This is a genomic window from Galliscardovia ingluviei, assembly GCF_014635685.1.
In the GTDB taxonomy this organism is placed as follows: domain Bacteria; phylum Actinomycetota; class Actinomycetes; order Actinomycetales; family Bifidobacteriaceae; genus Galliscardovia; species Galliscardovia ingluviei.
The window spans coordinates 41,704-67,191 of record NZ_BMDH01000004.1; the positions used below are offsets into that span (position 1 = coordinate 41,704).

The following is a 25,488-nucleotide window of genomic DNA, read 5'->3' on the forward strand; positions in this document are numbered from 1 at the left end:
TGAAAATACTTGATTCTCTAAATAATATCGAAACGGAGCTGTGTTCTCGCTCACATTTTCGTAGCAATCACGACACGAAAAATGTACAAAGTGTCAAAATTCTGTTTTATAGTATGTAACGAAAGTTCTACTAAGCTTTCATGCCTGAGTAAGAAAAGTTAATAGACTTACCGTGTGTAAGAGGTTGAAGGAATACCCCCAATATTTCCTTCGCCGCTTAAAAGATGGAGTATCCCCAACCCGCTCCATCTGAGAGGGTCGGCATTTCCCCTTCCTAGCTGACCCTCTCACACATTTATTTGCATTCGTTTGCATAATCTATCTAATACTCTCCCTACTGACACGAGTGTAAAGATTCGACAGTTCCTTACGACAAACTATACAAACAACCACCCTGCCCTTTACAATAGAATACGTTGTTCAAAACTGCTTGCACATAACAGTATTTAAGTTTCTAGGAGGGTGCAATGAGTCGCAAATGGACTCCTGAGCGCTTTATTACACTACGTCGAATTCGTATTAGCATCTGCGTAGCGGCAGTATTCCTAGTATCCATACTTGCCTTTGCTATTGGAGCTCACAAAACTGTTGCTCTAGAAATTAACGGCGAGCGCAAAGAAGTCACCACCTATGCCATGAGTGTGGATCGTCTATTACAAGAGCAAAATGTGGATATTAAAACACATGATGCTGTTACTTCAACATCTACAGAACTCCTCGCTGATCATGCTCAGGTAACAGTCAAAAAGGCATATCAAGCTTATGTCGATATTGATGGCAAGCAGGTACCATTCTGGACAGTGGCAAATAGCGCAGATCAGCTTTTACACTTTTTTGAACAAAATGAGATCGCAGCTACACGCGTGCAAGTAGATATTCCCAACGTCTATAACAAACTAACCGGCGGTTTGATTATTAACCATGATGGCCCAGTAACCGTTATTGCAGACGGCAAAACAAGTATTGCTCCTAATGGCAAGCTCACTGCAGCTTCTATCCTTGATTCAAAGGGTATTCAGGTTGGTAAAGATGATCGCGTTAATGTTGAGCGCGATAATAATGAAACTATTTTGCGAGTGCAGCGCGTAACCTATGGCGATGTTACTAATGTGACGCCGATTGCTTTTAATACCATTACTATTCAGGATCCAAACTTAGAACCTGGTCAGCAAGCGATTCGCCAAGAGGGCGAAAATGGCGAGCGCACTGACACATATCACGTTACCTATGTTGACGGGCAACAAGAAGACGCTGCATTGACCAGCTCTACTGTGACTAAGATTGCCGTTGATCGTATTATTGCCATCGGTCCAGATAAGCCAAAAGAAGAGCCAAAACAAGACAATCAGGGATCTGACAATACTCAGTCGAACAATAACAACCAGTCTGATTCCTCCGATTCAAAGCAGAATACCGACCAAAACAAAGACGAAAGTAAAGATAACAACCAGCCAGCTGATAATACGCCGTCCGATAACTCTGGCAATGCTGGGCAAAATAATTCACAGAATAACCAGCAAAATAACCAGAACCAGAATTCTGGGTCGCAGCAGCAACCTTCTCAACCCGAGCAACAACCTACACAACCAGAACAGCAACCACAACAGCCTGCAACTGATCCTTCAACCGCAGGTCTATGGCACCCTTCTCCTGCACAAGCGCAAGCCTATGCTGCAGGAGCTGCGGCTCAATATGGTTGGACTGGCGCACAATGGGATGCTCTTGTCTGGCTCTGGGATCATGAGTCTGGTTGGCGCTGGTGGGCTGATAACCCACGGTCAGATGCATACGGTATCCCCCAAGCATTACCTGGCTCTAAAATGGGACCTGGTTGGCAAGATGATGGCGCAGTACAAATCAATTGGGGACTTGGTTATATTGCCCAGCGCTACGGCAGCCCTTTACAGGCTAAAGCATATTGGCTGCAGAACAATTGGTACTAGGCAGCACACCAGATAAAGACATATGAAACAGAGATGTATTTAATAGAACGGGCACTATGAACGATAAGTACAACGACCAGCACGGCACACAGCGTACTAGTGAAAGCAACGACCATGTAGGACTGCTTGGCGCTGCTGATTTACGACAGATTGCTGCAAGTGCGGGCATTACACCTACCAAAAAATTCGGACAGAATTTCGTGATTGATCCTGGCACTGTGCGCAGAATTGTGCGCACTGCTGGCGTTGATGCTACTTCGACAGTATTGGAAGTTGGTCCCGGTTTAGGATCGCTAACACTGGCTATTTTGGAAACGGGTGCCCAACTTACTGTAGTCGAAATAGATCCTGCATTAGCACGGCGCCTTCCACAAACGATTCAAGATCGTATGCCTGAAGCCAACAATCGTTTGCACGTGGTATTAAGCGATGCGCTGCGAGTGCAGACTAGCCAAGTACCAATGTTGGATCATGCTCAGCAGTTTACTTTGGTTGCCAATCTCCCCTATAACGTGGCAACGCCGATTATTATCACACTACTTGAGCGCTTCCCCCAACTAACCAGTTTCGTAGTCATGGTGCAAAAAGAGGTTGCCGATAGATTATGTGCTGGTCCTGGCTCGCGCATTTACGGCACCCCTTCGGTGAAGTTACAGTGGTTTGGCACAAGTACAAAAGCTGGAACTATCGGGCGCAATGTATTTTGGCCAGTGCCTAATGTGGATTCTGCATTAGTCGCTTTCACACGCACCCATGCTGATACCACTGAGCAGGATATTGCTTTGCGCGAGCATACGTTTGCAGTTATTGATAAGGCATTTGCCGCACGTCGAAAAACATTGCATGCTGCTCTTAAAGGTCATATTCACCCGCAGGCTTTTGAGGTTGTCGGCGTTGATCCGAGCGTGCGCGGTGAAACATTAACTTGTGCACAGTTTGTTGCTCTAGCACAAGCAGATATGCAATTTGAGCAGGCGCAGTAGCAATTCGTAATAATTGATTACTCTTGATTACTGATAAATATGGCGTTTTCTGCGTCATGGACGCAGACTACAGTAGTGACAGGTATTCGCCATAGATTTTGTAAGAGGTGCTTATGACCCCGCAAGTCCAAGATGAGCGCAAGGCTCGACAACAGTTTGTTCGTGACCGTCAGACTGTGGTTTTTACTGTAGCTATTGCAATACTCGCTGTTGCTCTTGTGCTATCCCTGCTGGTCTTTTTTGGGTTCATCGGTAAAAAGCCTCAGTCAACAAATGTGACAAGTGCCCCTAACTATGGAGTTAGTGTGCCATGTCCAGTTGCAGGTGAAGACGGTAATGCAATGGCTGTAACCAACAGCAATATCAATGTTCGTGTGCTTAACGGCACCGGAAAATCAGGATTGGCGGATGCAGTAACCTCTGCTCTCGCTTTCAGAGGCTTTGTTATGCAGCCGGCAAGTAACTATCCTGGCACCCAAGTGATTAAGCGCACACAAATCCTTTTTGGCAAAAACACCATCAACGAAGCCTATACACTTGCAGCGCAATTTAATGACGCCATCTTACAAATGGATGACCGCGAGGACAAGCTTATTGATGTAGTTATTGGTTCAACTTTCTCGGATCTCAATGATGAAAAAGATATTCATCTTTCTGCCGATAAAGCACTTACAAAAATCCAAGGATGCGTAAGTGCCGATACTATGAAGTCACTGCCAAAAGCCGTACAGCACGATCCGGTTAACTAGCGCCTATCGCGTAGTACATACGCGCTCTAACACGCTCTAGTCATACAACTGCGCTCTAGTAGAGCGCAGTTTAGCCTTACGCTACTATTACTACTCAACATATATAGCGTAATCCATATTGAGTAGCATTAGTAGTAGTAGTTTCAGTAGTTTACTATGATAGTCCTTCTTCTTGCGCCCAACGAAGTAATTCTGCAACTGCAACATCATGGTCGACAGGGCCGTGGTCAAGACGGTAATCAAGCATATGTTTGCGTGCCTTGCCGACTAGTGGACCAGGTGTCAAACCTAGAATTTGCATAATTTCACTGCCGTCAATGTCTGGACGAATGGCGTCAATATCCTCTTGTTGCTGCAAAGCTTCAACGCGAGCTTCCATCTCATCCATGGCATGAGCAAACATGGCTTCTTTATGCTTATTCTGCGTTGTGGCATCGGCACGCGTCAAACGGTTCAGACGATGATATAAATGCCCCGCGTCACGCACATAGCGACGCACAGCAGCATCTGACCAAGGTTCGTCAATATAGCCATGGAAACGCAAATGAAGCTCCACCAACTTGGCAACATCATCGACAATATGATGATCGAAACGCAGCGCTTTCAAACGTTTGCGCGTGATATTGGCACCAACTAAATCATGCTGATGGAAACTTACTTTGCCTCCTGGCTCAAATTTGCGTGTTTTTGGCTTGCCTACATCATGCATAATGGCAGCTAGACGCAGTACTAAGTCGGGAGCTGGAACTGGTCCTTCTTCGTCAGTTTCTAGCGCAATAGCACGATCCAGCACCATCAATGTGTGTGCAAATACGTCTTTGTGCCGGTGATGTTCATCCAATTCCAACTGCAATGCTGGTATTTCTGGAAGCACAATATCTGCTAATCCTGATTCCACAAGTGCTTCAATACCGGCATGTGGGTTTGCACTCAGTAGCAGTTTGGTCAGTTCATCACGCACTCGCTCTGCTGAAACAATGCGGATACGCTCCGTCATCTCAGTGATTGCTTGCGCAGTATCAGCGGCAATAGTAAAACCTAGCTGCGCTACGAAGCGGACAGCGCGCATCATACGCAAAGGGTCATCGTCAAATGACTGCCTTGGGTCAACTGGCGTGCGCAACAGTTGCGCTTGTAAATCATTCGCACCATGGAATGGGTCTATAAACTCACACTCCGGCAGACGTAAAGCCATAGCATTTACGGTGAAATCTCGACGCGATAAGTCGCCTTCTAAACTATCGCCATAATTGACCTCTGGTTTGCGCGAATTGGGGTCGTAGGTATCACTTCGATATGTGGTAATTTCTACGCTAACTTCGGTACCATCTGGTCGGCGTTTAATGGCGCCAAGAGTACCGAATTTACGACCCATATCCCAAAAACCATCTCCCCATGCCTTAAGGATTGGTTCAAATTCTTCTGGACGTGCCGACGTGCAAAAATCTAAATCATGAGACGGCCTATGAAGCAGTAAATCGCGAACCGGTCCGCCGACTAAAGCAAGTTCAAAACCTGCTTGACGGAATAATTCGCCTAGTTGAAGAGCCTCAGGCCATACTGTAAACGCCACGCCGGTCTCCTTTCATTTTCAATGTAATAGCGTATCGTCACCCCACCTGCACATAGCTATGCGTACAGTAATAAGTATGACTTCACCGGCAGATGTAGCACGTATGCTCAAACGAGCAGCCAATTCTCCGGTAAACTATGCCCAAAATAGGGTAACTCATGGGGTATCGCAAGAAGAAATCGAAGCGTCGTATGCAGCATATCAAGCTTCATCCGAGCTAACAGAACAGCCGCTATACCGATCAGAAACTCCAGAATATGGACAACATATCACATTGTGGCTACCTGAGGGTGAAAGTATTTTTGAAGAAGAAGCTATTGATGAACGGGAGCTTGCTGATAGCCCAAATACTACTACTTCAGGTACTGCCAGCCGGCACAAACCATTAACTGGCACACCAACACCAGCAATTATGGCGCGTAAACAAAACCAACCAACGACTTTTGCATCCTTAGACGCGCGGGATTTGCCAGTGGTCCGTGAATATTCGGCAGGCGGGTTAATTTTTGACGCACGTGGGCGTGTCGCTATTATTGCTCGACACTCACGCTCTGGGCATATTGAATGGTGCTTGCCAAAAGGTCATATCGAACGCGGAGAAACCCCTGAACAAACCGCAGTACGCGAAGTACATGAAGAAACTGGAATCTTGGGTGAAGTAATCGCCTCAATTGCCACTATTGACTACTGGTTTACTGGTTCATCACAGCGTGTTCATAAATTAGTACACCATTACGCATTGCGCATGATTGGTGGAGAACTAACCGTAGAAGGCGATCCAGATCACGAGGCAGAAGATGCTGCTTGGGTGAATTTTGATGACTTGACTAGTGTATTGAGTTATCCTAATGAGCGACGAATAGCATGGTTATACGCGCGTAAATACAGGAAGCAGTCACACGAGTGAATTGAGTTGGATTGAGTAAAGACACTATATTTGGCGCAATTCTTGGCACAATTATGTGTTTAGTAGTCACGTGCACGCTGGTGTTACTTGGCTTTACTAAACCTGCATATGCCGCAGCCGAAGCAGCTGCAACACTAACACTGGGCGATAATACCAGCGCAGTCATCAGTGACTCCAGCGGCTACCAAGCGCATATCACCATTACTAATACCGGAAAAAGCACATTGGACCCCGGTCAGTTGCGCGTACTTACTAATCCTCAATTTATCTTTGATTCAAGCACTGTTATGCAAGAATGGGCACAAGGCCAGCAAACAGTAAGAGGACTACAACGCCTTGATACCATGCTCGGATCAGCCGATGTACCAACACTTGAACCAGGCGCGCACACTACTGTTGATATCACTACCCCAGCGCAAGATTCAGCACTCCAGCTCTTTAACTCATGGGGCGCAAAACCAATACTTATTCAGTATGTTGGCACCAATGCAGGCACCGTTTCTCTCCATACTTTTGTTACCAGAACCACAGACGGACTTGCTGTAGTACACACGCCAGCTATGAATATTGTGCCTGTACTACCCATTACTGCCCAAACGTGGAGCATCAATAAACAAACCGCTCAAGAACTTTCCTCAGCAGACTCAATGCAGTCCCTTACACAAAGCAGTAATAACGCTAATACTAAGGACACCGCCGCTAATACTAAGGGCAATGCTAGCACCAGTAATTCCAGTAATACTAGCGCCCAGAAAACGGATGAACCCTTAGAAAATAGCCAAACTGAGCAACACTCGTCTCAAATAGATGCCACTGCCAAGCGCGCAGCTGCACAAGTACTTGCAGTATCCAAGCAAGAGAACACCAACCACGCTAAACTCGTAGCTGTTGCTAAACGTCATGCTGGGTTGCAGAACATCATCGATCCCGATAGTGCCTACCAATTTACCCAGCCAATGCAGTATCATGCCATCACGCAGCCAGCAAATGCTGATATAGCGTTATATGCACAAAGCACTGCTCAGACAACGGCGCCAGAGGAAGCAATACCTACAGCACAATGGCAAGCCACTGGAATTACCGCTACAACACTCTCGGCGAGCGCAGCACAACAAACACTGCAATATGCAACTGATAGTAAAACCTCAGCATCAATTCCAGCAATTGCCTGGCAACGCCAAACACCATGGAGCCAAGATGCACTTGCCTTTGCTAAAACAGCTGGATACCAAGCAGTAATAGCTACCAACGGTTACGAAGATGAAACAACCACCGCCGTAGCCAATACAAAAACCACAGTGCATACGGATGCGGGCGATATTACTTTGCTGACACCGCAACGAGAGTTAAGCCTATTGGCGCATAATCAGCAAACGGACAGTCAAGCTGTGGCTGAATCAACGGATGCTGGAAAAATAAACCGCTTTATTGCACAAAGTGCGCTGTATCAAATGCAACAACCCTATGTTTCGCGCACGCTGCTGATAACATTTGATAGCAATACGCCATCAACTTTGGTTGATAAGCTGATGACTACGATAGAGCAATCGTCATGGTTACATATCAGTTCCATCAACGATTTGTTGCAAGCTCCAGACGGTATGGATAGCAAAGAAGCAACTGCAATCTCGCAAAATACCCAGGCACTCTGGCAGTATAGCCATGTTTCGGCGCAAGAATTGACAAAACAGCGTACTGAGCAACTGACACAACTTGCTCAATCTTTCGGCGATATTGGGCGATTTAGCAACGATATCCTAGACCCAGATGCCAACGTTGAATCAACAAAAGCAGGTCAGCAATCCAATAGCACCCAGTCTGGGGATACTGCAAGCGATACTGACCAATCGAATACGGACCAATCCAGCACTGATCAATCAAGTACAGCATCAGATGACGCATCAGAGCAATCGTCATCAGGTTCTGAAGGTGCTCAAGGTTCTCAGCAGCATAAGTTGAAAAGCAGTACTAGCGCTGCGGACACTTGGACAAGCACACTGCTTGCTGCACAACATATGATTGCATTACGAGCGCTCGGAGTTGAAGCAGCAAATGCTACCCCTCTCATTCAAGGTGCGCAAACCATTGGCAACAGTCTCTTTGACGGAGTATCTATTGCCAAGCCTGAGGCACTTAATATTGTGAGTCAAAGCGGAAAGATGCCAATTACGCTTGCTAATAATCATCCATTCCCAGTCAGCGTGCATCTTGTAGCTCAAGCCGACAGCAATCGTATAAGTATTCATGCAGATACGACTCATAGCAATGCAGACGCAAGTAGCTCCGCCACAAACCAATACAGTACAGAGGCTACGCAATCCGCAGTAACCGACACGATTACTATTCCTGCGCATGGTGAAGAGCAAATCACCATAAATATCAACATTCTTCAATCAGGTCGCAGTACAGTCAAGCTCTCACTGCAAGATCGTTCCGGGCAAACATTTGGCACAGCAACGCAAACAACTGTTACTAGCTTTTTCCAAATCAGCGACTGGAGTGGGTATGTTATTCTCGGTTTTGCTGTGTTGCTTGGGCTTCTAGGTCTTTGGCGACAATTCCACAGAATCAAGGATCCTGACGAATGAGCACTATATCAACTCATGAATCTGCTGACAAATTAGTCGACATGCCAACTCAAGTGTCATCATCTGCGAGGCTTGAAGAATCTCCTGAAACACCTACAATGCATCCACAGCACGCCAACACCTCCGTAAGAAAAAATTCCTTAATTATGGCAGTAGGTACTGCTGCTTCCCGCGTTACTGGGCAGATTCGCTCTATTCTACTCGCTGCTGCCATAGGCACAACCGGCATTGCTGCTAATGCATACCAAACTGGTTCAACTATTCCTCAAGTTATTTTTACCCTTATTTCAGGCGGTATCTTTAACGCGGTATTAGTTCCACAAATTGTACGCACGTTACAACATCACGACGCTAAAGATCGACTGAATAAGTTAATCACGCTTGCTATGGCACTGCTTATTGGCATTACTGCAACAATGATGTTTCTTACGCCACTAATTACACGACTATATGTGAATCCCAATTGGGATTCACAGCAGCGAGCGCTAGTTAACGCATTCACACTATGGTGTATGCCACAAATTTTCTTTTACGGGGTATATTTAGTGCTTGGGCAGATTTTGGCTGCCACAGGGCGGTTTGGCATGTACGCATGGAGTTCTGTATTTGCCAATGTGATAAGTTGTGCTGGTTTTACAGTTTTTATCGTGCTTTTCGGCAATGCAAGCCGTCGCCCACTTGATTTTTGGAATGCGCAGACTCTAGCTCTTACAGCTGGCTCATGGACACTTGGTGTTGCAGTACAAGCACTTGTCTTATTTATTCCTCTCATGAAAATCGGCTTGCACTATCGTATACGTTGGGGATTGCGTGGGCTTGGTTTGCGATCTATGGGACGTGTGGCTGCTTGGTCTTTGGCTATTACTGCTATTGATCTAGTTATTGGCATGATTACCTCGCAAATTAATACTGGCGCCCCTCATGCTGCTGGCGATTTATACAATGTTGCTGGAAATGGTTCATATCAATATGCCTATTCGCTATTTATTCTTCCATACTCTTTAATTGCAGTATCTATTACCACTGCGGCTTTTCCTAAACTTGCGCAATCAATTAGCAAGCATCGCATTGATCAGGCACAGCATGATCTCTTTTCTTCCCTACGCCTTGTAGTGCTATGCATGGTGTTTTTCTCGGCCGCTTTGATTGTTATGCCCTTGCCTATTATTCGTGCACTACTGCCCTCAGTAAATCTGCATGATGCTGCACTTATTTCCGGTCCTCTTATCGGTCTGTCTGTCGCACTATTACCGGCAAGTGTGTTCTTGCTTGCGCAGCGAACGTTTTATGCTTTTGAAGATGGTCGCAGTACTTTCCTTGTAGCCCTTGTGCAGGTAAGTGTGCAATGCGTACTTATGTTGCTCTCCGTTGTAATAATGCCGCCGCAATGGTGGGCGAGCGCTGTTGGTTGGTCTATTGCACTGAGTAATGCCGCCGCAATGCCATATCTTTTTATTCGACTGCGCAGGCGTATGCCTCATATGCATCATGATGCACTCACTCTAGCTCGTACCCTGCTATACAGTCTGTTAGCAGGTTGTATTGCAGCTGGTGTTTGTTGGATAGTATTGCATGAACTTATGGCGATTTGGCATATCTCTGCGAGTGCAGCAGGCGTCATGTCTTGGGTGCAAGCTGTTGTGATATGCATTATTGGTAGTGTAGTGATGATAGTGCTTTATGGCGGTATTCTGCATCTATGTAAGGTTCCAGAAGTGCGTACTCTTTTGACTATGGTGAAGCAAAAACTCTTGCGACGATAGTAATTGTACATATCAGTTTTGTACTATTTGTGATAGTTGCTCAATTTCTTGCTCTACGAGACTTTTATAAGGCGTGGTTGTGATGTGCCATCATTAGAATAGGTACAGCTTCACTCAGTAGCGGAGTTGTGTTCAACGCTATTGCAGTCTGCGGTAATAATACTTTGTGCGAGTTGTGAAAGATAGTGGCATGATTGAACTGCAAACCGGGGATGTCTTAATTGGACGCTATGCGTTACAAAAATTGTTGCGTCAAGCACATGGTATTGCTGTATGGAGAGCAACTGATCGTGTGCTCGCACATGATTGCCAACTTGTTATTATCACTCATGCCGGGCTAGCAAGCCAAGCAAGTGAAATTGCCGGTTCTTTGGCGTTAAGTCATAACCAATATTTCACACCTATTGAGCAGATTCGCAATGCAGATGGCAGCGCTTTATTGGTTATGGGTTTAGATCGTGGCACTTCTGTATTGCGCTTTATTTTGGGTGCAGAAGCCAGACAAACACAACCTTTTAGCATTGAAGCCACCCGCTCTATTATGGGAGAGACCATTAAAGCAGTTGTATCTGCTCGAGCAGAAGGCTTTAACTACCCGACGATCTCTCCTGCTGTGATACGTGTAGATGCTTCGGGGGTCACTCTTGCCGATGCTCCTCTAGCCTACGCATTTACTCCCCTTGTGCAAGTTAATGCAGACTCAAAACAACGTATGGCACAGGACAATAGCGAGCTCAATGATTTAGATACAGAATCGGCGCTGATCCGACAGCTTGCTGCAACATTGTGCATGATGCTTACCGGCGATCAATTCCAATCGTGGCAATCTTATAATCCACAAATGCTGCGTGAAATTGATTTTGATCATCAACTCTTTGCTCAGCACCGCAAGCATATTCCAGAAGAGTTTGCTATTTTGTGTGAGCGAGGGCTTGGGCTTCATGCTCCAGGAGATCCAGTTCCTGTGCCACTGAGCACACTTGATGAGTTTAGCGCATTATTGGGCGATTACCAACCAATTCAGGCACTTTCTGATAATGATATCCAATTCCCTACTCGTGGATCTTTGCAGTCAATCGAGTTGATTGATTTCTTAGATGAGTATACTGATTCCAACACGACTCTTGAACCATTACCATCAGTCTTTGCTCCTGAGCGTATAAATGCACGGCAGCCTCAGGTAAAAGAGCCAGAGTGGACGCGTGCTCAGTTATTTAGTGGACACCATGAAGTAGAAGAAGCAACTTTCGAGGATTTTGAGCAGGATCACCATAATGATTGGTCCCATGCTCCACAAGCTCGTCGTCAGTTTATCGATAAACCTAATACTAATAACAGTTTCCCAATTATTGATGAATCTTTAGTTAACAATTCAGTTAATGGTGCTATTCTAGTAGGTGCTGGTAGCGCTAGTAGCAAGACAGTTAATTTAGCTCAGGCAGCTCAAGAAGCACTACATACTACGCAACCTACATTAAGCCTTGACGCTTCCGCTATCCGTCATCCTCATACAGACAGCGACGCCCAATCAGATACCACTGTCTCACAGACCATTGAGACTGGTATTCCTACCTCAGCTAACTCATCTTCCGATAGTGGTAACACCGCACAAGCTCAAGCGATTAGTGATTTATCGCGACTTGCAAAGGGCGGTACACAGGCTTTAGGAGATCCTACTGTTAGCGCCGATACTGATACTGATATATCTCAAAGTAGCCAAGAGACACAACAGCAATTGTTCTTAGATGCACAAGCACTGGAAGAGGATGAAGAAGCTCCAACACAAAATATTCTCCCTCTTCCAGATGGACCGATTACAGTTGCACAATATGCTGAACAAGTGCGAAAAGCAGAGCAAGCAAAACGTGCTGCACAAGCTCAAGAAGCACGCCTAGATCAAGAAGCTCAAACAGCACAGGAAAAGCAAAACGAACGAGCTTCAAAAAAGACCTTCATGACATCTCGTGTCACCATTGCAGTATGTTTTATTGCAGTGTTGGTGGCACTGGGTGTCTGGGCTGCTTCCGCACTTGGTGTTTTTGAAACGCCATCATCGCAAGTCAAGAGTTCACAAGGTTCTGCATGGCCTTCAATCAACGCTAATAATGTGCCTTTCCCAAATGAATCAGCACAACATAATGATGACAATGCTAGTGGCGATGATAAGGAAGCGCAACATAGCGAATCAGCTCAGAAGACTCAGCAATCTGAACAAACTACAGATAAGACACAACATAAGCAGCAACAAGCTAATAAAGATAATAGCGACAAAACTAATGACAAGGCTGATGACAAGAAGACGAAGGAAAAAACTAAAGTTTCCAACGCTGATAAAAAAGCCAGTGCTGTTCCAGCACCAAAACCAGAAAACACAACTGCGTATTCTACCGTTCGTCAGACATTCTTAAACCGTCCAGGCGATCTCAAAGGTCGCGGTTGGTATATCCGCCTTGATAACCCTCACGAGGTATCACGCGTTGTTATTTCCTTGCGTCAATCTGGTGGAAAAGCATACATTTATGCAGGTGCTACTGCAGGGAATCCTACTAGTGGAGAGCAAGTTGGTGAATTTAGTTTTGACCCTTCGGGAACTACACAAGTGCGCCTCACTAAAAAAGTAAACACACAAGATATTGTTATTTGGGTGCCTGTTGATAGCACTCCAACAAGTGCTTCTGGTGCATCTGGATTGTATTTCAATAGTGTGGAGGTGTACTAACATATATCGGGTAGCTGCGTATATCTTGCTTATATGCATAACTATATGAGCAGAGTAGGCAGCATAGGTTGCTATACATTTATCAATGTAGTGAGCATGACTCTCTTATGCACGAGTACAAGACCTTGAATAAGCTACGCGAGCGCATATACAAGTTTTATGTCCTCTCGTACAAGAGGTATACGATTCCATACATGCAGTTATGCTCTGGGGTGACTGCACTGCTGAAATCTATATTTTCTTCGCGTTTCAGGTTAAACTATGCTGTATGACTCAAGAGACTCGTGAAGTGCAAAAAGCTATTGTTATTGGCTCCGGTCCAGCCGGATATACAGCTGCGTTGTACCTTGCACGTGCAGGATACAAGCCACTGATGATCGCCGGTGCTTTAACACCGGGCGGACAGTTAGTCAATACTACAGAAGTAGAAAATTTTCCAGGTTTTCCTGACGGCGTGATGGGTCCAGATTTGATGGACAATATGCGCGATCAAGCAGAAAAATTTGGCACTGTTATTGAATATGATGATGTAACTAGTGTTGATTTCTCTGGCGATATTAAAACGGTGCATACTGATGCAAGTGGCGACTTTGCCGCTCAGGCAGTTGTTATTACTACTGGTTCGCAATATCGCAAACTCGGAGTTCCTGGAGAAATCGAATACTCTGGTCGAGGCGTATCGTATTGTGCTACCTGCGATGGCTTCTTCTTCAAGGGCAAGCCAATTGTAGTTGTTGGTGGCGGTGATTCGGCGATGGAAGAAGCTGATTTCTTGTCTCGCTTTGGCTCAAGCGTCACACTTATTCATCGCCGCGATTCCTTCCGCGCATCTCAGATCATGTTGGATCGTGTAAAGAACAATCCAAAAATCAATATTCTGATGAATACTATTGTTACTGAAGTGCTCGGTGATGATAATTCAGCAACCGCAGTGCGGCTTGAAAATACACAGACTCATGAGATCACCGAGCTTGAAGCCAACGGTATTTTCATTGCTATTGGTCACGTCCCACAGACTGAGTTCTTAGGTGGTGCTGTGGATCTTAATCCAGACGGCACTATTGTGGTTGACGGAGCTTCAACACGAACTAGTGTAGAAGGTGTTTTTGCAGCAGGCGATGTTGTTGATAGCGTGTATCAGCAAGCTATTTCTGCAGCAGGTATGGGATGCCGTGCAGCACTTGATGCTCAACACTATTTAACTGATAAAGCGTAAGCTGGTTCTAACTTTACCATCATCAGTAATAGTGGAGTCTCGACTCTTCGTTGATAGGTGTAGCTCTATATATAGTGCTACAAGATCGTTAGTACTATGAAGCGCTGCACTTATCAACTTCGATACCGTATGATGGTGATTACAGTTTGAGTTTGTTCATCACACGTGTAGTTGCTATGTTCTACTCTCATAATTAATGTCTACTCTTTTAAGGGATATCATGTCTGTTGGCGTATTAGTTTTCCATCCTCAGCTCGAACACTCTACTGTTGATCAAGCGTTGAGCCGCGCTATCTGTGATATGCCACAAGTAGAGATTCGTGATGTATACAAGTTATATCCTAATTTTCAGATTGATGTACAAACAGAACAAGAATTTTTAGCAGCACACGACCATATCGTATTCCAATTTCCAATGTATTGGTATAGCATGCCTCCTCTGATGCGCGCATGGGAAGATGCAGTATTCACTCATGGCTGGGCATATGGCAGTACAGGGCATGCTTTACAAGGAAAAACGTATCGCGCTGTAGTGTCTGTAGGTGCGCGCCAAGAGAAGTATTCTGAAACAGGCGAATATCATGTAACCGCACAGACACTGTTGAAACCATTAGAAACATTACAATACAACACGGGTATGATCTGGGAAGAACCTTTTATTGTGTTTGGTGGCTCATCGCTAACGCCTGAGCAACTACTATATAAACAAGAAGCATACCGCGAGTTGATGCTGCGATATGAAAACTAGCGAACTGCACTATAGCCGTGCTATACAATTATGCTGTGTTTCACGTGAAACACAGCATATGTTTTAGAGGAACAGATATTACCGATTCACAAATACTGTTTATATATAAATGTTTTATATATAAAAGCTATTCTATGATTAGCATTTAGCGTGTTTCACGTGAAACAGTCATGTAGCAGTAGCGCCTCGGTGTTTTATCGCCACTGCATATACGGAGGTAGCGTAGCTATTCGCTGAAGCTGTCTATCCCCATGTGAAACATGAAAATTCTTCGCGCTGTGATTATAGATTTTCGGGAATTTATCGCTCTAGTACGTATCAGTTTACTCCATCATTCTTAGCTTTAAACACATATTCCTCTGTTTTCTCTGAAGCACTTCCCTACTGTGTTTCACGTGAAACATGTGAAACAGTTATGCTGAAAACTTGATAAACCTTATTCAATACCTTTAACTCAAGCATATAGGCAAGAACGTATCGCTGGCCATATGCTTCGACTTGGCAAAATACTGTCCGATGCTTTTATGCGAAATAACGTAAAGCGGTTGATTATCCTAGCATAAATTTGTTCGTTACTCTATTCAAGTTTACCTATTACTAAGCTGGTGTTTCACGTGAAACACATAGTAGGGCACGACTCCACTCATAGAAAACAGATATCCGATATTGAACCGATTGCTCGCAGTCTTTGAAAAAGAATCCCATTACCCTTTGTCCAGATAACTGTTATACTAATTAAGACTTAAAAGAAAGGTGGCCTACGATGGTGATGTAACTCAAATACTGCACAGATGCATACTTGAGTTCCATTTATTGCTGACCACGAGGCGCCACTTATTAATCTTCCTATATCTAACTCTTTTGCTGACGCCTCATTGTATTCCAAATAATCAGGAGAATAATGTTACGTCCACTAACACTTTCCCATATTACATACACATATCCAAACCAGGGAGAACCAATCTTTGAGGATGTCACACTAACCTTCACTCCAGGATGGACTGCCATTACAGGAGATAATGGTATCGGGAAGTCAACACTTGCTCGATGCGCTCTCGGTATGCTTCCTATCTCTTCTGGAAGTATTATACCAACACCAAGCTCACTCGTTGTATCCTACTGCTCTCAATCGATAGCCGATCCGCCAACAAATCTTAATGAGTTCTGTTCGGATTGGTCCCAGTTGGCAATTCAATTACGCAGTGATTTGCGCATTGAAGAAGATTGGTTATACTGTTACGCGGAGCTCTCTGGAGGGCAAGCTCGCCGAATCCATATAGCCTGTGCCCTTGCTCAGCACTCTGATGTGGTGGTATTGGATGAACCTACAAATCACTGCGATGCTTATACTAGATCGATTATTGCACAAACACTACAGCATGTTACTTGTGTTGGAATGCTTATCTCACACGATATCGAACTCATAGACCAAGTAGCACAGCAGTGTGCTGTATTTGAACGAGTACATGTCCAAGGAGAAAACCGCGTACAAGTACACATGTATTCAGGAAATTATTCACAAACTCAGGAGCAAATTGCAATAAAACATAATGCTCAGCAGCAAGCAATAGCACAGCATACCAATGCAATGCAATCTTTGCAACGCGCTCAGCAACAATCATTTGCAAAAGTTCAGCATGCTCAAACACAGAAGCATGCCAGAATTGATATGCATGACCATGATGCAAGAGCTACAAGAAACCTCGCCAAGGCAACCAGCTTAGATTCAGGAGTCAGCCAAGAATATGCTCGATTCCGCACGAAAATACAAAATCTGGAACAACAACGCGATACTTTGGAAACTGCAGCAAAACGATATAGCGGGCAAATACGCTACGCCTCTCAAGCAAGCAGTCGCACAGTATTAGTCTCACTCCCCCAAGGTAGTATCGCTATGGGAACAGATTATGTGCTACCGAATACTAATAAGTCTGGCGAGCAATCAATAGGGACGGAGCAAGCATTCTCTGATAGGAATAGTACCGCTGAGCAAAGCACTACCGCTCAGACAAGCACTGCCTCCGCGCAGAATACTGCTGATACACAAATCTCTATCTTGCACTGCACTGATTCTCGTTGGCATATCACATTGCGTTCCAACGAAGGCGAAGCACAGGACGCCACTAGTGCTGGTGTGCCGATAGATCAAATGCAAATACCAGCAGTGAGTATTGGAGCAACAGATCATATTGCTATTACGGGATCAAACGGTCTCGGTAAATCCACATTACTGCGAGTGCTTATAGCCGCACTTAACCGAGAGTCGAATTCCGTACCAGCATTGATTATCGAGCAAACAGTCAGTCAAGCTACTATTGAGCATGCTCTAGAAGAACTCCGTCAACTACCAAAAGAGCAGCAGTCGGAAGTACTTTCTAATATTGCACAGCTTAATACTAATCCGGATCATATCCTTTCTGGCAATAAGCTCTCCCCAGGAGAGGCGAGAAAGTTGCTTCTGTGTGTAGGCTTGGCACATGCTCCTCAGCTGATTATATTGGATGAGCCAACGAATCATCTTGATATTTCTTCGGCCCAAATTCTTGCTCCTGTTTTGCATGATTTTCCTGGAGCTGTTGTGGTAGCATCACATAATGAATTCTTCATACGAGAATATTTGCAAGCATAAGGTATGCCTTGGGTATTGGTGTAAATCATTACTATTGTAGTAATGCAGATGCAATAGGCAATATAGCTGTTATGTCGTGCAAGGGAACATACAAACAGTACTCCCCCGTACGACGGCCACCACGTATGCAGTACAATACATGTATTACACACGATATTCTTGCACGTATCTTAGCAACCTCTATTTGCACGGATTTTTCTGAATGGAACGAAATGAGCAATAGCATTCAATCCTTGGTTTATGATCAGCTTGTATCTTATTCCTCTCCGCAGCGCCAAGCATTTACTAGTAAGCTACTGCCTACGATTGAACCTACCCGTGTAATAGGTGTTACTATGCAAGATTGCAGAACGATAGCGCAAACACTTATTCGCAATCATCAGGACGAAGCATTTTGTGCGAGTCTCCCTCATACCTATGTTGAAGAAAATATCATTCACATGCTTATCTTGAATTCATATCGTGATAATCAACTTTGGCAACAAGCGATGGAAGATTTTCACCCATTCCTCGACAATTGGATGGTTACTGATGCCGCGTCGCCGAAATATATTGGCCGAGATCCTGATGCGTTACGCAGTTGCGCGCTGACTTGGATTACAGATACAAAACCATATGTACAGCGTGTAGCAATACTGTTACTTATGCAGCTCGTTAGAAAGTCACAATTCCAAGAGCAGGATTATTTGGTAGTTTGTTCAGTGAATACAGATCACTATTACGTGGATATGATGAGGGCATGGTATTTTGCAACACTATTCGAATACCAACCATCAATCATCTATACCATGCTTACTGAAAGTAATGTAGAACTCCGTGTCAAGCGCAAGACCATACAAAAAATACTTGAAAGTAGAAAAACTCATGCATTAGATAGAGAACAGATGAAGGCAATTCGAACTACACTTAAACAGCAGTAGGCACTTAACGTTTTCTCGAAGCGCACAATGTATTTTCCAAATAGTTTAGTTTTGCGGTGTTGCTTATAACGATTATTCAGCATTTCCGTAACCGTACTTAGGTTTCTTATGCTGTCCACTATCACTGAGTAATACGTACTATACTTTTCTTCTGCTACTTTTCGTTTTCCGGCTTTTTCGACTTGCGATTTCTCAATTAGTATATATTGTTTCTATTATTTGTATATATAACTGTTCAGCATCACTTCACGATATTTGTTTCACGTGAAACACTTTTCCACCTATTAGACTGCAATACGATTTATTAATTCCCCAGCGCTTATATGCGCATACGCTCTACATATTTGTAACGTTTATAAACAAATTACGTTGTACTGGTACGACCTCTCTGTATGGATTCAGAAGCCTTATTGATATGTTTCACGTGAAACACGTATTCATAGGTTTGTATATTCACGGAGGAATGCTTTACAACAACTTAAGATCAGATAAATACACCATACATGTGATGTTATAAATCTGGCAGCAATACAAATATTACTAACCAAGACTTAGTCTAGAAATTACATACTGATTTGAATTGTGAATCAACGGTGAGACTACATATTATGCAACAGCCGATATGAATTTTGGACAAGTTTGCGCCTACCAGGTCAGTTCGACAACAAATTAAATAGCAACTATAGATATACGTTATTGGATAGTACTGCATTATTGGATAGTACTACGTTATTAGATAGCGCTGCGTTATTAGGTAACACGTCGTTATTGGATGGCACAACGTTATTAGATAGTACTACAGATAAGTAAGTGCCCTACCCCAATATATGAGGCAGGGCACCAGGATAAATTATGAAAGCAACTAATTACTACTTCCACTCCTGTATTTCAGATTGCTGGTTATTCAGCAAATCCAGAATACGTTGAAAATCCTCTTCCGAAGCAAAATTGATTTCGATTTTACCGCGCTTCTTCGTACCACGAATCATTACCGTTGTATTAAAGTGATCTTCTAGCCGTTGAAGCGTTTCTGTTCCAGCCCAAATATTGCGAGCTGTTGGATGTTTTTTCTTATTGTTCTTCTTGGTGTTTTGTAAAGAAACGATTTCTTCTGTGGAACGGACTGAAAGCCCTTCAGATACAATACGGTTGGCGAGTGCTTCCATCTGCTCTTCGTTACCCAAGCTGAGTAGCGCACGTGCATGTCCAGCAGATAATACTCCTGATGCAACCCTCTTCTGCACATTCGCTGGGAGCTGTAATAACCTCAGAGTATTAGCGATTTGTGGACGTGACTTAGATACCGATTTCGATAGCTGAGCTTGAGTAATACCAAATTCATCAAGCATTTGCTGATATGCAGCTGCTTCTTCCAAAGGATTCAGCGCAACGCGCTGCAAATTTTCGAGCAATGCCTCACGAAGCATTTCACCATCAGAAGTGGTACGCACAATAGCAGGAATAGTATCTAGTCCAGCTCGTTGTGAAGCACGCCAGCGACGCTCCCCCATAATCAGTTCATAATGTGCTGACTCCTGCTGTACGTTTTTGTCATCAGAAGTTATTGCATATTGCCCATCGGAATCATTGGCAGACCTGTTTCGTGGACGAACAACAATTGGCTGTAGAATACCAACCTCAGCAATAGAGCGCGATAGTTCATCTAAATCATCTTCATCGAAAATTGTTCTTGGCTGCTTCGCGTTAGGAACAATATCATGAATCTGCAATTCTGTGAGATAACCACCAGTTACATCTTGCAATGGTTCTTTAACAATAGCGGCTCCCTGCGAATTCTGTTCTGATGTTTCATGTGCATGTGTTTCACGTGAAACATCAGGCGCTTGTGATTCCTCTACCTCAATATTTTGCGTAGTTTCAGCGGAAGTAGCTGCGTCATGTACATGGACATCGGCTATAACTGTATCAATACCGCGTTGCGCATTTTCACCATCTAATGCATCGGTAGCGCTAATATTTCCAAAGAACATATTACTTGGGTGCACTGAGTCCGCAAGAGAAGGCATTGTTGGACGTTTTCTTGAATTCTTTTTCTCTACACCACGGATTTTTGATGTTTCACGTGAAACATCAGCAGCACCAGCTTCAGGCGCACTATTTTTGATCCCCTGCTGCATACCATGTTCATGTTCTAATTGCTGTGTTTCACGTGAAACATTGTTATTTCGCTTATCGGTATCCGTAGGATCCTTTTGTTCAGTAGTCTCCTGCTGAATTTTTGATGATTCAGGCTGCTGCTCTGCAATATTGTTTTCACTCTCAGGCAGTGTTGGAAATAATGCTCCTAGTCCCCTGCCTAATCTGCGTCCATGATTAGCCATTTCACTTGCCCTTCTTCTGTGCATCAATCATACGTAATACTTCTTCTGAGCGTTGAGCAATCTCTAACGCAGCCTCACGATAAGCAACAGATCCATTACCATTAGCATCATAGCTAATAGCCGCTTTATTGAAGCTCGGAGCCTCTGCAATCTTAATAGACCGCGGAATAGTCGTTTTCAATAAAATAGATGGATAATGACGCTGCACTTCGTCATAGACTTCTTGACTAAGAATGGTACGCTTATCAAACATCGTGACCATCATAGTGGAGACAATAAGATCCTTATTCAGGGACGACTGAACTAATCCGATAGTTTTTAACAGTTGTCCTAAGCCCTCAAGCGCATAATATTCCGCCTGAATTGGAATCATCACCTCATGCGCAGCGCATAATGCATTTAACACAAGAAGCCCAAGGCTTGGAGCACAATCAATAATAACGTAATCATAGTGTTCATTATTATCTGCTAGTGCAGCGTCTAAGGCATCCTTTAATAAATATGTACGCTTGCTCAAGTTCGCAATTTCAAGCTCCGCACCACTTAAATCAATAGTAGATGGAACTACATCAAGACTTGGAAAATCTACAGCCGTAGACTTTACTTCAGCAATAGCTTTACGTCCTTCTAGCACATCATATACAGAATCACTACCAGAAGCATGTTCAATGCCAAATGCTGTAGAAGCGTTACCTTGCGGATCCAAATCAATCACAAGTACATGAGCTCCAGCATCGGCAAGAGCAGCAGAAATATTAACTACTGATGTTGTTTTGCCCACGCCACCTTTTTGATTAGCAACAGCAATCACACGTGTTTGAGATGGTTTTGGATAGGTGCTATTGCGCAATGCTTGTTTACGGCGAAGCGTATCAGCCATCTCAGCACCTACAGAAGAGGACCCACCAAAAATTCGTCGCAATACATCTGATGCAGATTCCATACGTTCATCTGACTTTGATGTTTCACGTGAAACATTCGCCATATTAAGCCTTTCAAAATAAAATGATAACTATCTGTAGTCTACTCAAAACTTCACTAAAATCCACTTCAAAATAAGAAGTTTCCTATTGTGGATAAGTGGATAATATTATCCTCTAATTACCGAATAGAAACCACAAACACCTATTCATTATCCCCTGAAACCTATTATTTTCAACGAAATATCAAATACTCGCTCAGCTCATACTATCAACAAGTTATCCACAATGTATCAAAAACACTGTGGATAACTAAGTAAAACTAAGTAAAAAATTGATATAGTCGGGCGTTTATCACCCACTAATATTAACGTTTATCCACCATGGCAATATGAGTTGATTGCAACCCTGGTCCAACAGGTGCTTCATAAGCTCGGGGATTAACACCTTTTGCTTTGGTAATCTGAGAGCGCCCTTTTTCAATTTCTTGTTCAATACTTGCACCTTTTAATGCAATTAACCGACCACCATGCCGCAGCAAAGGCATAGTAAACCCGACCAACTTGCGCATAGGCGCCACAGCTCTACATGTGACAACATCAAAACCATGCTGAGGAACAACAGCTTCTTCTGCCCTACAATGTTGAATTTGCACATTTTGCAATTGCAACTCATCAACAACTTCTTGAAGCCATATAACACGACGTTCCATTGGTTCAATCAAGGTTATCGAAGCTTGAGGCAAACAAGCTGCAATAATAATTCCTGGGAATCCACCGCCAGAACCAACATCTGCGATAGTCCCTTGTACTGTTTGCCAGTCAGTCACGCCGAAATTATCAGTAATAAATGGCACAATAGCTGCAGAATTAAGGATATGACGTTCCCAAATAATATCCACATCTCGTGGTCCGATCAATCCTCGTGGCTCACCCTCTTGCTCGAGTTTCACGTGAAACATACGCAATGGCTCATATGCCTTACCAAGAACCTCTTGAAGTATTGGGTTCCCCTCAAGCTGATCAACCATGCCAATTCCTTACTGTCCAAAATATTCAGTAAAAATACAGTGCACTATGCTTTACTACCTGTGCATATGGTATTATAGCAAGCCCATACCATAGTGCGACAAAACATTAAAGCGTCATAGTCGTTTACAATAACTATTCAAGTACATTCAGTGCATATAAGCAAAAACACTGCTGGCTAAGGTACGGCACTAATCACTTTGAGCGGCGTGAAACTCTTACCTCACGAAACCAGTACTCCAACCACTATTCTACAACTTTAGTTTACCGATAAACTAAATGTAGTAAACCCTGACAACTCTACATCATAGTATTCAACCATATTGCACAGTACTACACAACATACCATCATAGTACTTCCAGAATTAGCACAACAATACTGCCAAGCAATGCAATGGTGCCTCACGCAACTGCGTAAGACACCATCATCAACAATACGTAAGCACTATACGACTACCGTTGGTTCACCTAGTGCTATTCGCCATCGACATCTTCATCGTCGGCTTCATCATCGATATCATCTTCGTCAATATCATCATCAAAGACTTCGACGTCATCATCGTCAAGTTCTTCAATAGAGTCCTCATCCAAATCTTCATCGAGGTCGCCATCGAAAGCATCGACATCATCAAGTTCGTCACCTGACTGAGTGTCATCAGAAAGATCAATCACGTCCTCGAGCTCAACCTCGTCAAAAGCTTCATCTTCAACACTATCAGCATCTTCCAGATCATCAAGATCCTCAGCTGATCGCGCTGCAGAGGCTTTCATATATACGGTCACATAACGATGAGGTTCTTCACCGTGAGAACGCGAGCGCAAGCCCTCTTCTCGCACGACATCATGAACAATTTTGCGCTCAAACGAATTCATTGGATCCAGCGATACCGGCTCACCAGTGTCACGCACTTCGTCAACAGCATCTAGTGCAGCATTGCGCAGGCGTTGACGCTTACGCTTAAGATACCCATCAACATCTACAATCAAATGCGAACGCTCACCAGTTGACTGCTGTACTGCAAGGCGGCACAGCTGCTGTAAAGCATCAACAACTTCACCATTGCGTCCAATAAGGTGCTTAATATCCGTATTATCATCAGCAACAATCTGCACAACTGGTCGATTATTGCGAATACCCATTTCAATATCGCCTTCATAATCGGCAATATCAAGTAAACCCTCTAAATAGTCGGCAGCAATATCAGCTTCTTCATTGAGCTGATCAACACTTTGCGAATCTAGTTGAGTCATAAGAACTCCTTACACAACCTTACACAAGCATGAACATAACTACCCCATAGTTTAGCCGTATAGCAGGAACAACACAACGAATACCATACAAAAGCGCCCTGCATGTTTCCACACAGGACGCTTGATAGTAGCTCATTGCGGCGCTACTCGATAAGACAAATTACTTATGTTACTTATTACGTTGCTTACGTGACTTGTTCTTACCACGCGATGGCTGTTGACGCTGATGCCCTTTTTCAGCACGCGCTGCTTCTGCTTGACGAGCCTTCTCCAAAGCCTCTTCTTCAAGACTTGGCAAACCAAGACGTTCACGTCGAGCAGTTTCGCGCTTGCGTACACGAATCTCGCGAGCCTCTGCTGCCGGCGATCCTGGCGTTGGCATATGTTCAACTTGCCAAATAGTCTGTCCCAAAGTCCACAAATTATTGGTAAGCCAGTATACGAGTACAGCGAAGGAGAACATTACACCGGAGAAGATGTACATTACAGGGAAAATAAATGCCATAGAACGCTGCATGCGATACTGCTGACCGCCGATTTGGTCCTTTGGCATATTTCTACGCAGGTTATAGTACTGAGACAGGAAGAGGGTTAAACACATTAAGGCAATAAAAATACCAATGGTTACACGACCGCCGCCAGAGGTGCTACCGAATACGTCAGCCAAAGAAACATTAAAAACGTGGGTATCCTCAATATCCGCTGCAATCTGCTGACTAAATGCACCATATGGTTCTTTCAATCCGCGTGCGATATAGCTCACCGATGAAAGTACGTAGAACATGGTCATAAATATAGGGCTCTGAATCAGCGCAGGTACACACGATCCCATCGGGTTTGCTCCGGTATCCTGATAGAGCTTCATTGTCTCGCGATTGAGCGCTTCACGACTTGCTGGATCGTTTTTGCCCTTGTACTTATCTTGAATATGCTTGAGCTTTGGCTGCATCGCCTGCATTTTGCGCATGGATATCATTTGTTTGATAAATAGTGGCAAAATCAGAAGTCGTACCAGTATTACCAGCAAAATAATAGAAAGTACCCAAGCGATACCTGGACCATCGTTAAAACCGATAAGAACTAGACCCTTGTGCAGGACGTTCAAAATATGCGTCATTAACCACTCAAGTGGGTACAGTAAACGATATAGCCATGCAAAAATGCCGGCACTATCAAGTGTAAACGTTTGTTGGCTTGCAGGATTCATGA

16 protein-coding genes and 1 pseudogene are annotated in these 25,488 nt (G+C 44.0%); 11 read left to right on the forward strand and 6 right to left on the reverse strand.

Annotated features, from left to right (window positions below):
- The first annotated feature begins 467 nt into the window (after nucleotides 1-467).
- The 3 genes from IEU85_RS07025 to IEU85_RS07035 all read left to right on the forward strand — a co-directional run bounded on the left by IEU85_RS07025 (nucleotide 468) and on the right by IEU85_RS07035 (nucleotide 3,675).
- Nucleotides 468-1,943, forward strand: coding sequence for an aggregation-promoting factor C-terminal-like domain-containing protein (locus IEU85_RS07025; protein WP_188355553.1), 1,476 nt, complete (start codon nucleotides 468-470; stop codon nucleotides 1,941-1,943).
- Between the two features lie 56 nt (nucleotides 1,944-1,999).
- Nucleotides 2,000-2,926: a 16S rRNA (adenine(1518)-N(6)/adenine(1519)-N(6))-dimethyltransferase RsmA gene (rsmA, locus tag IEU85_RS07030; RefSeq protein ID WP_188355554.1), complete on the forward strand. Its 927-nt coding sequence runs from the start codon at nucleotides 2,000-2,002 to the stop codon at nucleotides 2,924-2,926.
- A 113-nt stretch (nucleotides 2,927-3,039) separates the two neighbouring features.
- Nucleotides 3,040-3,675: a LytR C-terminal domain-containing protein gene (locus IEU85_RS07035; protein WP_188355555.1), complete on the forward strand. Its 636-nt coding sequence runs from the start codon at nucleotides 3,040-3,042 to the stop codon at nucleotides 3,673-3,675.
- 154 nt (nucleotides 3,676-3,829) lie between these two features.
- Here IEU85_RS07035 and IEU85_RS07040 read toward each other — a convergent pair whose 3' ends face one another.
- Nucleotides 3,830-5,248 (reverse strand): CCA tRNA nucleotidyltransferase, encoded by a 1,419-nt coding sequence (locus tag IEU85_RS07040; protein ID WP_188355556.1) that lies wholly within the window; start codon nucleotides 5,246-5,248, stop codon nucleotides 3,830-3,832.
- 76 nt (nucleotides 5,249-5,324) lie between these two features.
- Between IEU85_RS07040 and IEU85_RS08740 the strand changes: the two genes are divergently transcribed.
- The 8 genes from IEU85_RS08740 to IEU85_RS07080 all read left to right on the forward strand — a co-directional run bounded on the left by IEU85_RS08740 (nucleotide 5,325) and on the right by IEU85_RS07080 (nucleotide 18,738).
- Entirely contained in the window at nucleotides 5,325-6,155 is an 831-nt protein-coding gene (locus tag IEU85_RS08740) for an NUDIX hydrolase (RefSeq protein ID WP_229714822.1), read from the forward strand.
- 11 nt (nucleotides 6,156-6,166) lie between these two features.
- A complete protein-coding gene (locus IEU85_RS07050) occupies nucleotides 6,167-8,743 on the forward strand; it encodes a DUF6049 family protein (RefSeq protein ID WP_188355557.1) in 2,577 nt (858 codons plus the stop codon).
- Nucleotides 8,744-8,841: 98 nt separating this feature from the next.
- Nucleotides 8,842-10,506, forward strand: a complete 1,665-nt coding sequence (gene murJ, locus IEU85_RS07055; protein WP_443093425.1) for a murein biosynthesis integral membrane protein MurJ — start codon at nucleotides 8,842-8,844, stop codon at nucleotides 10,504-10,506.
- Nucleotides 10,507-10,696: 190 nt separating this feature from the next.
- Nucleotides 10,697-13,225 carry a protein kinase family protein gene (locus IEU85_RS07060; protein ID WP_188355559.1) on the forward strand — a complete coding sequence of 843 codons (2,529 nt, stop codon included), beginning with the start codon at nucleotides 10,697-10,699 and terminating at the stop codon, nucleotides 13,223-13,225.
- Nucleotides 13,226-13,493: 268 nt separating this feature from the next.
- Complete coding sequence (gene trxB / locus IEU85_RS07065; RefSeq protein WP_188355560.1) at nucleotides 13,494-14,441, forward strand: thioredoxin-disulfide reductase; 948 nt, start codon at nucleotides 13,494-13,496, stop codon at nucleotides 14,439-14,441.
- A 220-nt stretch (nucleotides 14,442-14,661) separates the two neighbouring features.
- Nucleotides 14,662-15,189, forward strand: a complete 528-nt coding sequence (locus tag IEU85_RS07070) for an NAD(P)H-dependent oxidoreductase (RefSeq protein WP_188355561.1) — start codon at nucleotides 14,662-14,664, stop codon at nucleotides 15,187-15,189.
- 901 nt (nucleotides 15,190-16,090) lie between these two features.
- Nucleotides 16,091-17,818 carry an ATP-binding cassette domain-containing protein gene (locus IEU85_RS07075; RefSeq protein WP_188355562.1) on the forward strand — a complete coding sequence of 576 codons (1,728 nt, stop codon included), beginning with the start codon at nucleotides 16,091-16,093 and terminating at the stop codon, nucleotides 17,816-17,818.
- 212 nt (nucleotides 17,819-18,030) lie between these two features.
- On the forward strand, nucleotides 18,031-18,738 hold the full coding sequence (locus IEU85_RS07080) for a DNA alkylation repair protein (protein ID WP_188355563.1): 708 nt from the start codon (nucleotides 18,031-18,033) through the stop codon (nucleotides 18,736-18,738).
- An 869-nt stretch (nucleotides 18,739-19,607) separates the two neighbouring features.
- Here IEU85_RS07080 and IEU85_RS07085 read toward each other — a convergent pair.
- From IEU85_RS07085 to yidC, 5 genes and pseudogenes are all read right to left on the reverse strand, one after another.
- A complete protein-coding gene (locus IEU85_RS07085; protein ID WP_188355564.1) occupies nucleotides 19,608-21,080 on the reverse strand; it encodes a ParB/RepB/Spo0J family partition protein in 1,473 nt (490 codons plus the stop codon).
- A 1-nt stretch (nucleotide 21,081) separates the two neighbouring features.
- A complete protein-coding gene (locus IEU85_RS07090; RefSeq protein ID WP_188355596.1) occupies nucleotides 21,082-22,023 on the reverse strand; it encodes a ParA family protein in 942 nt (313 codons plus the stop codon).
- Nucleotides 22,024-22,367: 344 nt separating this feature from the next.
- On the reverse strand, nucleotides 22,368-23,030 hold the full coding sequence (gene rsmG, locus IEU85_RS07095) for a 16S rRNA (guanine(527)-N(7))-methyltransferase RsmG (protein ID WP_188355565.1): 663 nt from the start codon (nucleotides 23,028-23,030) through the stop codon (nucleotides 22,368-22,370).
- A 700-nt stretch (nucleotides 23,031-23,730) separates the two neighbouring features.
- A pseudogene (locus IEU85_RS07100) lies at nucleotides 23,731-24,279 on the reverse strand (Jag family protein); the annotation flags it as partial.
- A gap of 169 nt (nucleotides 24,280-24,448) precedes the next feature.
- Nucleotides 24,449-25,486 carry a membrane protein insertase YidC gene (gene yidC, locus IEU85_RS07105; RefSeq protein ID WP_188355567.1) on the reverse strand — a complete coding sequence of 346 codons (1,038 nt, stop codon included), beginning with the start codon at nucleotides 25,484-25,486 and terminating at the stop codon, nucleotides 24,449-24,451.
- Between the last annotated feature and the right edge of the window lie 2 nt (nucleotides 25,487-25,488).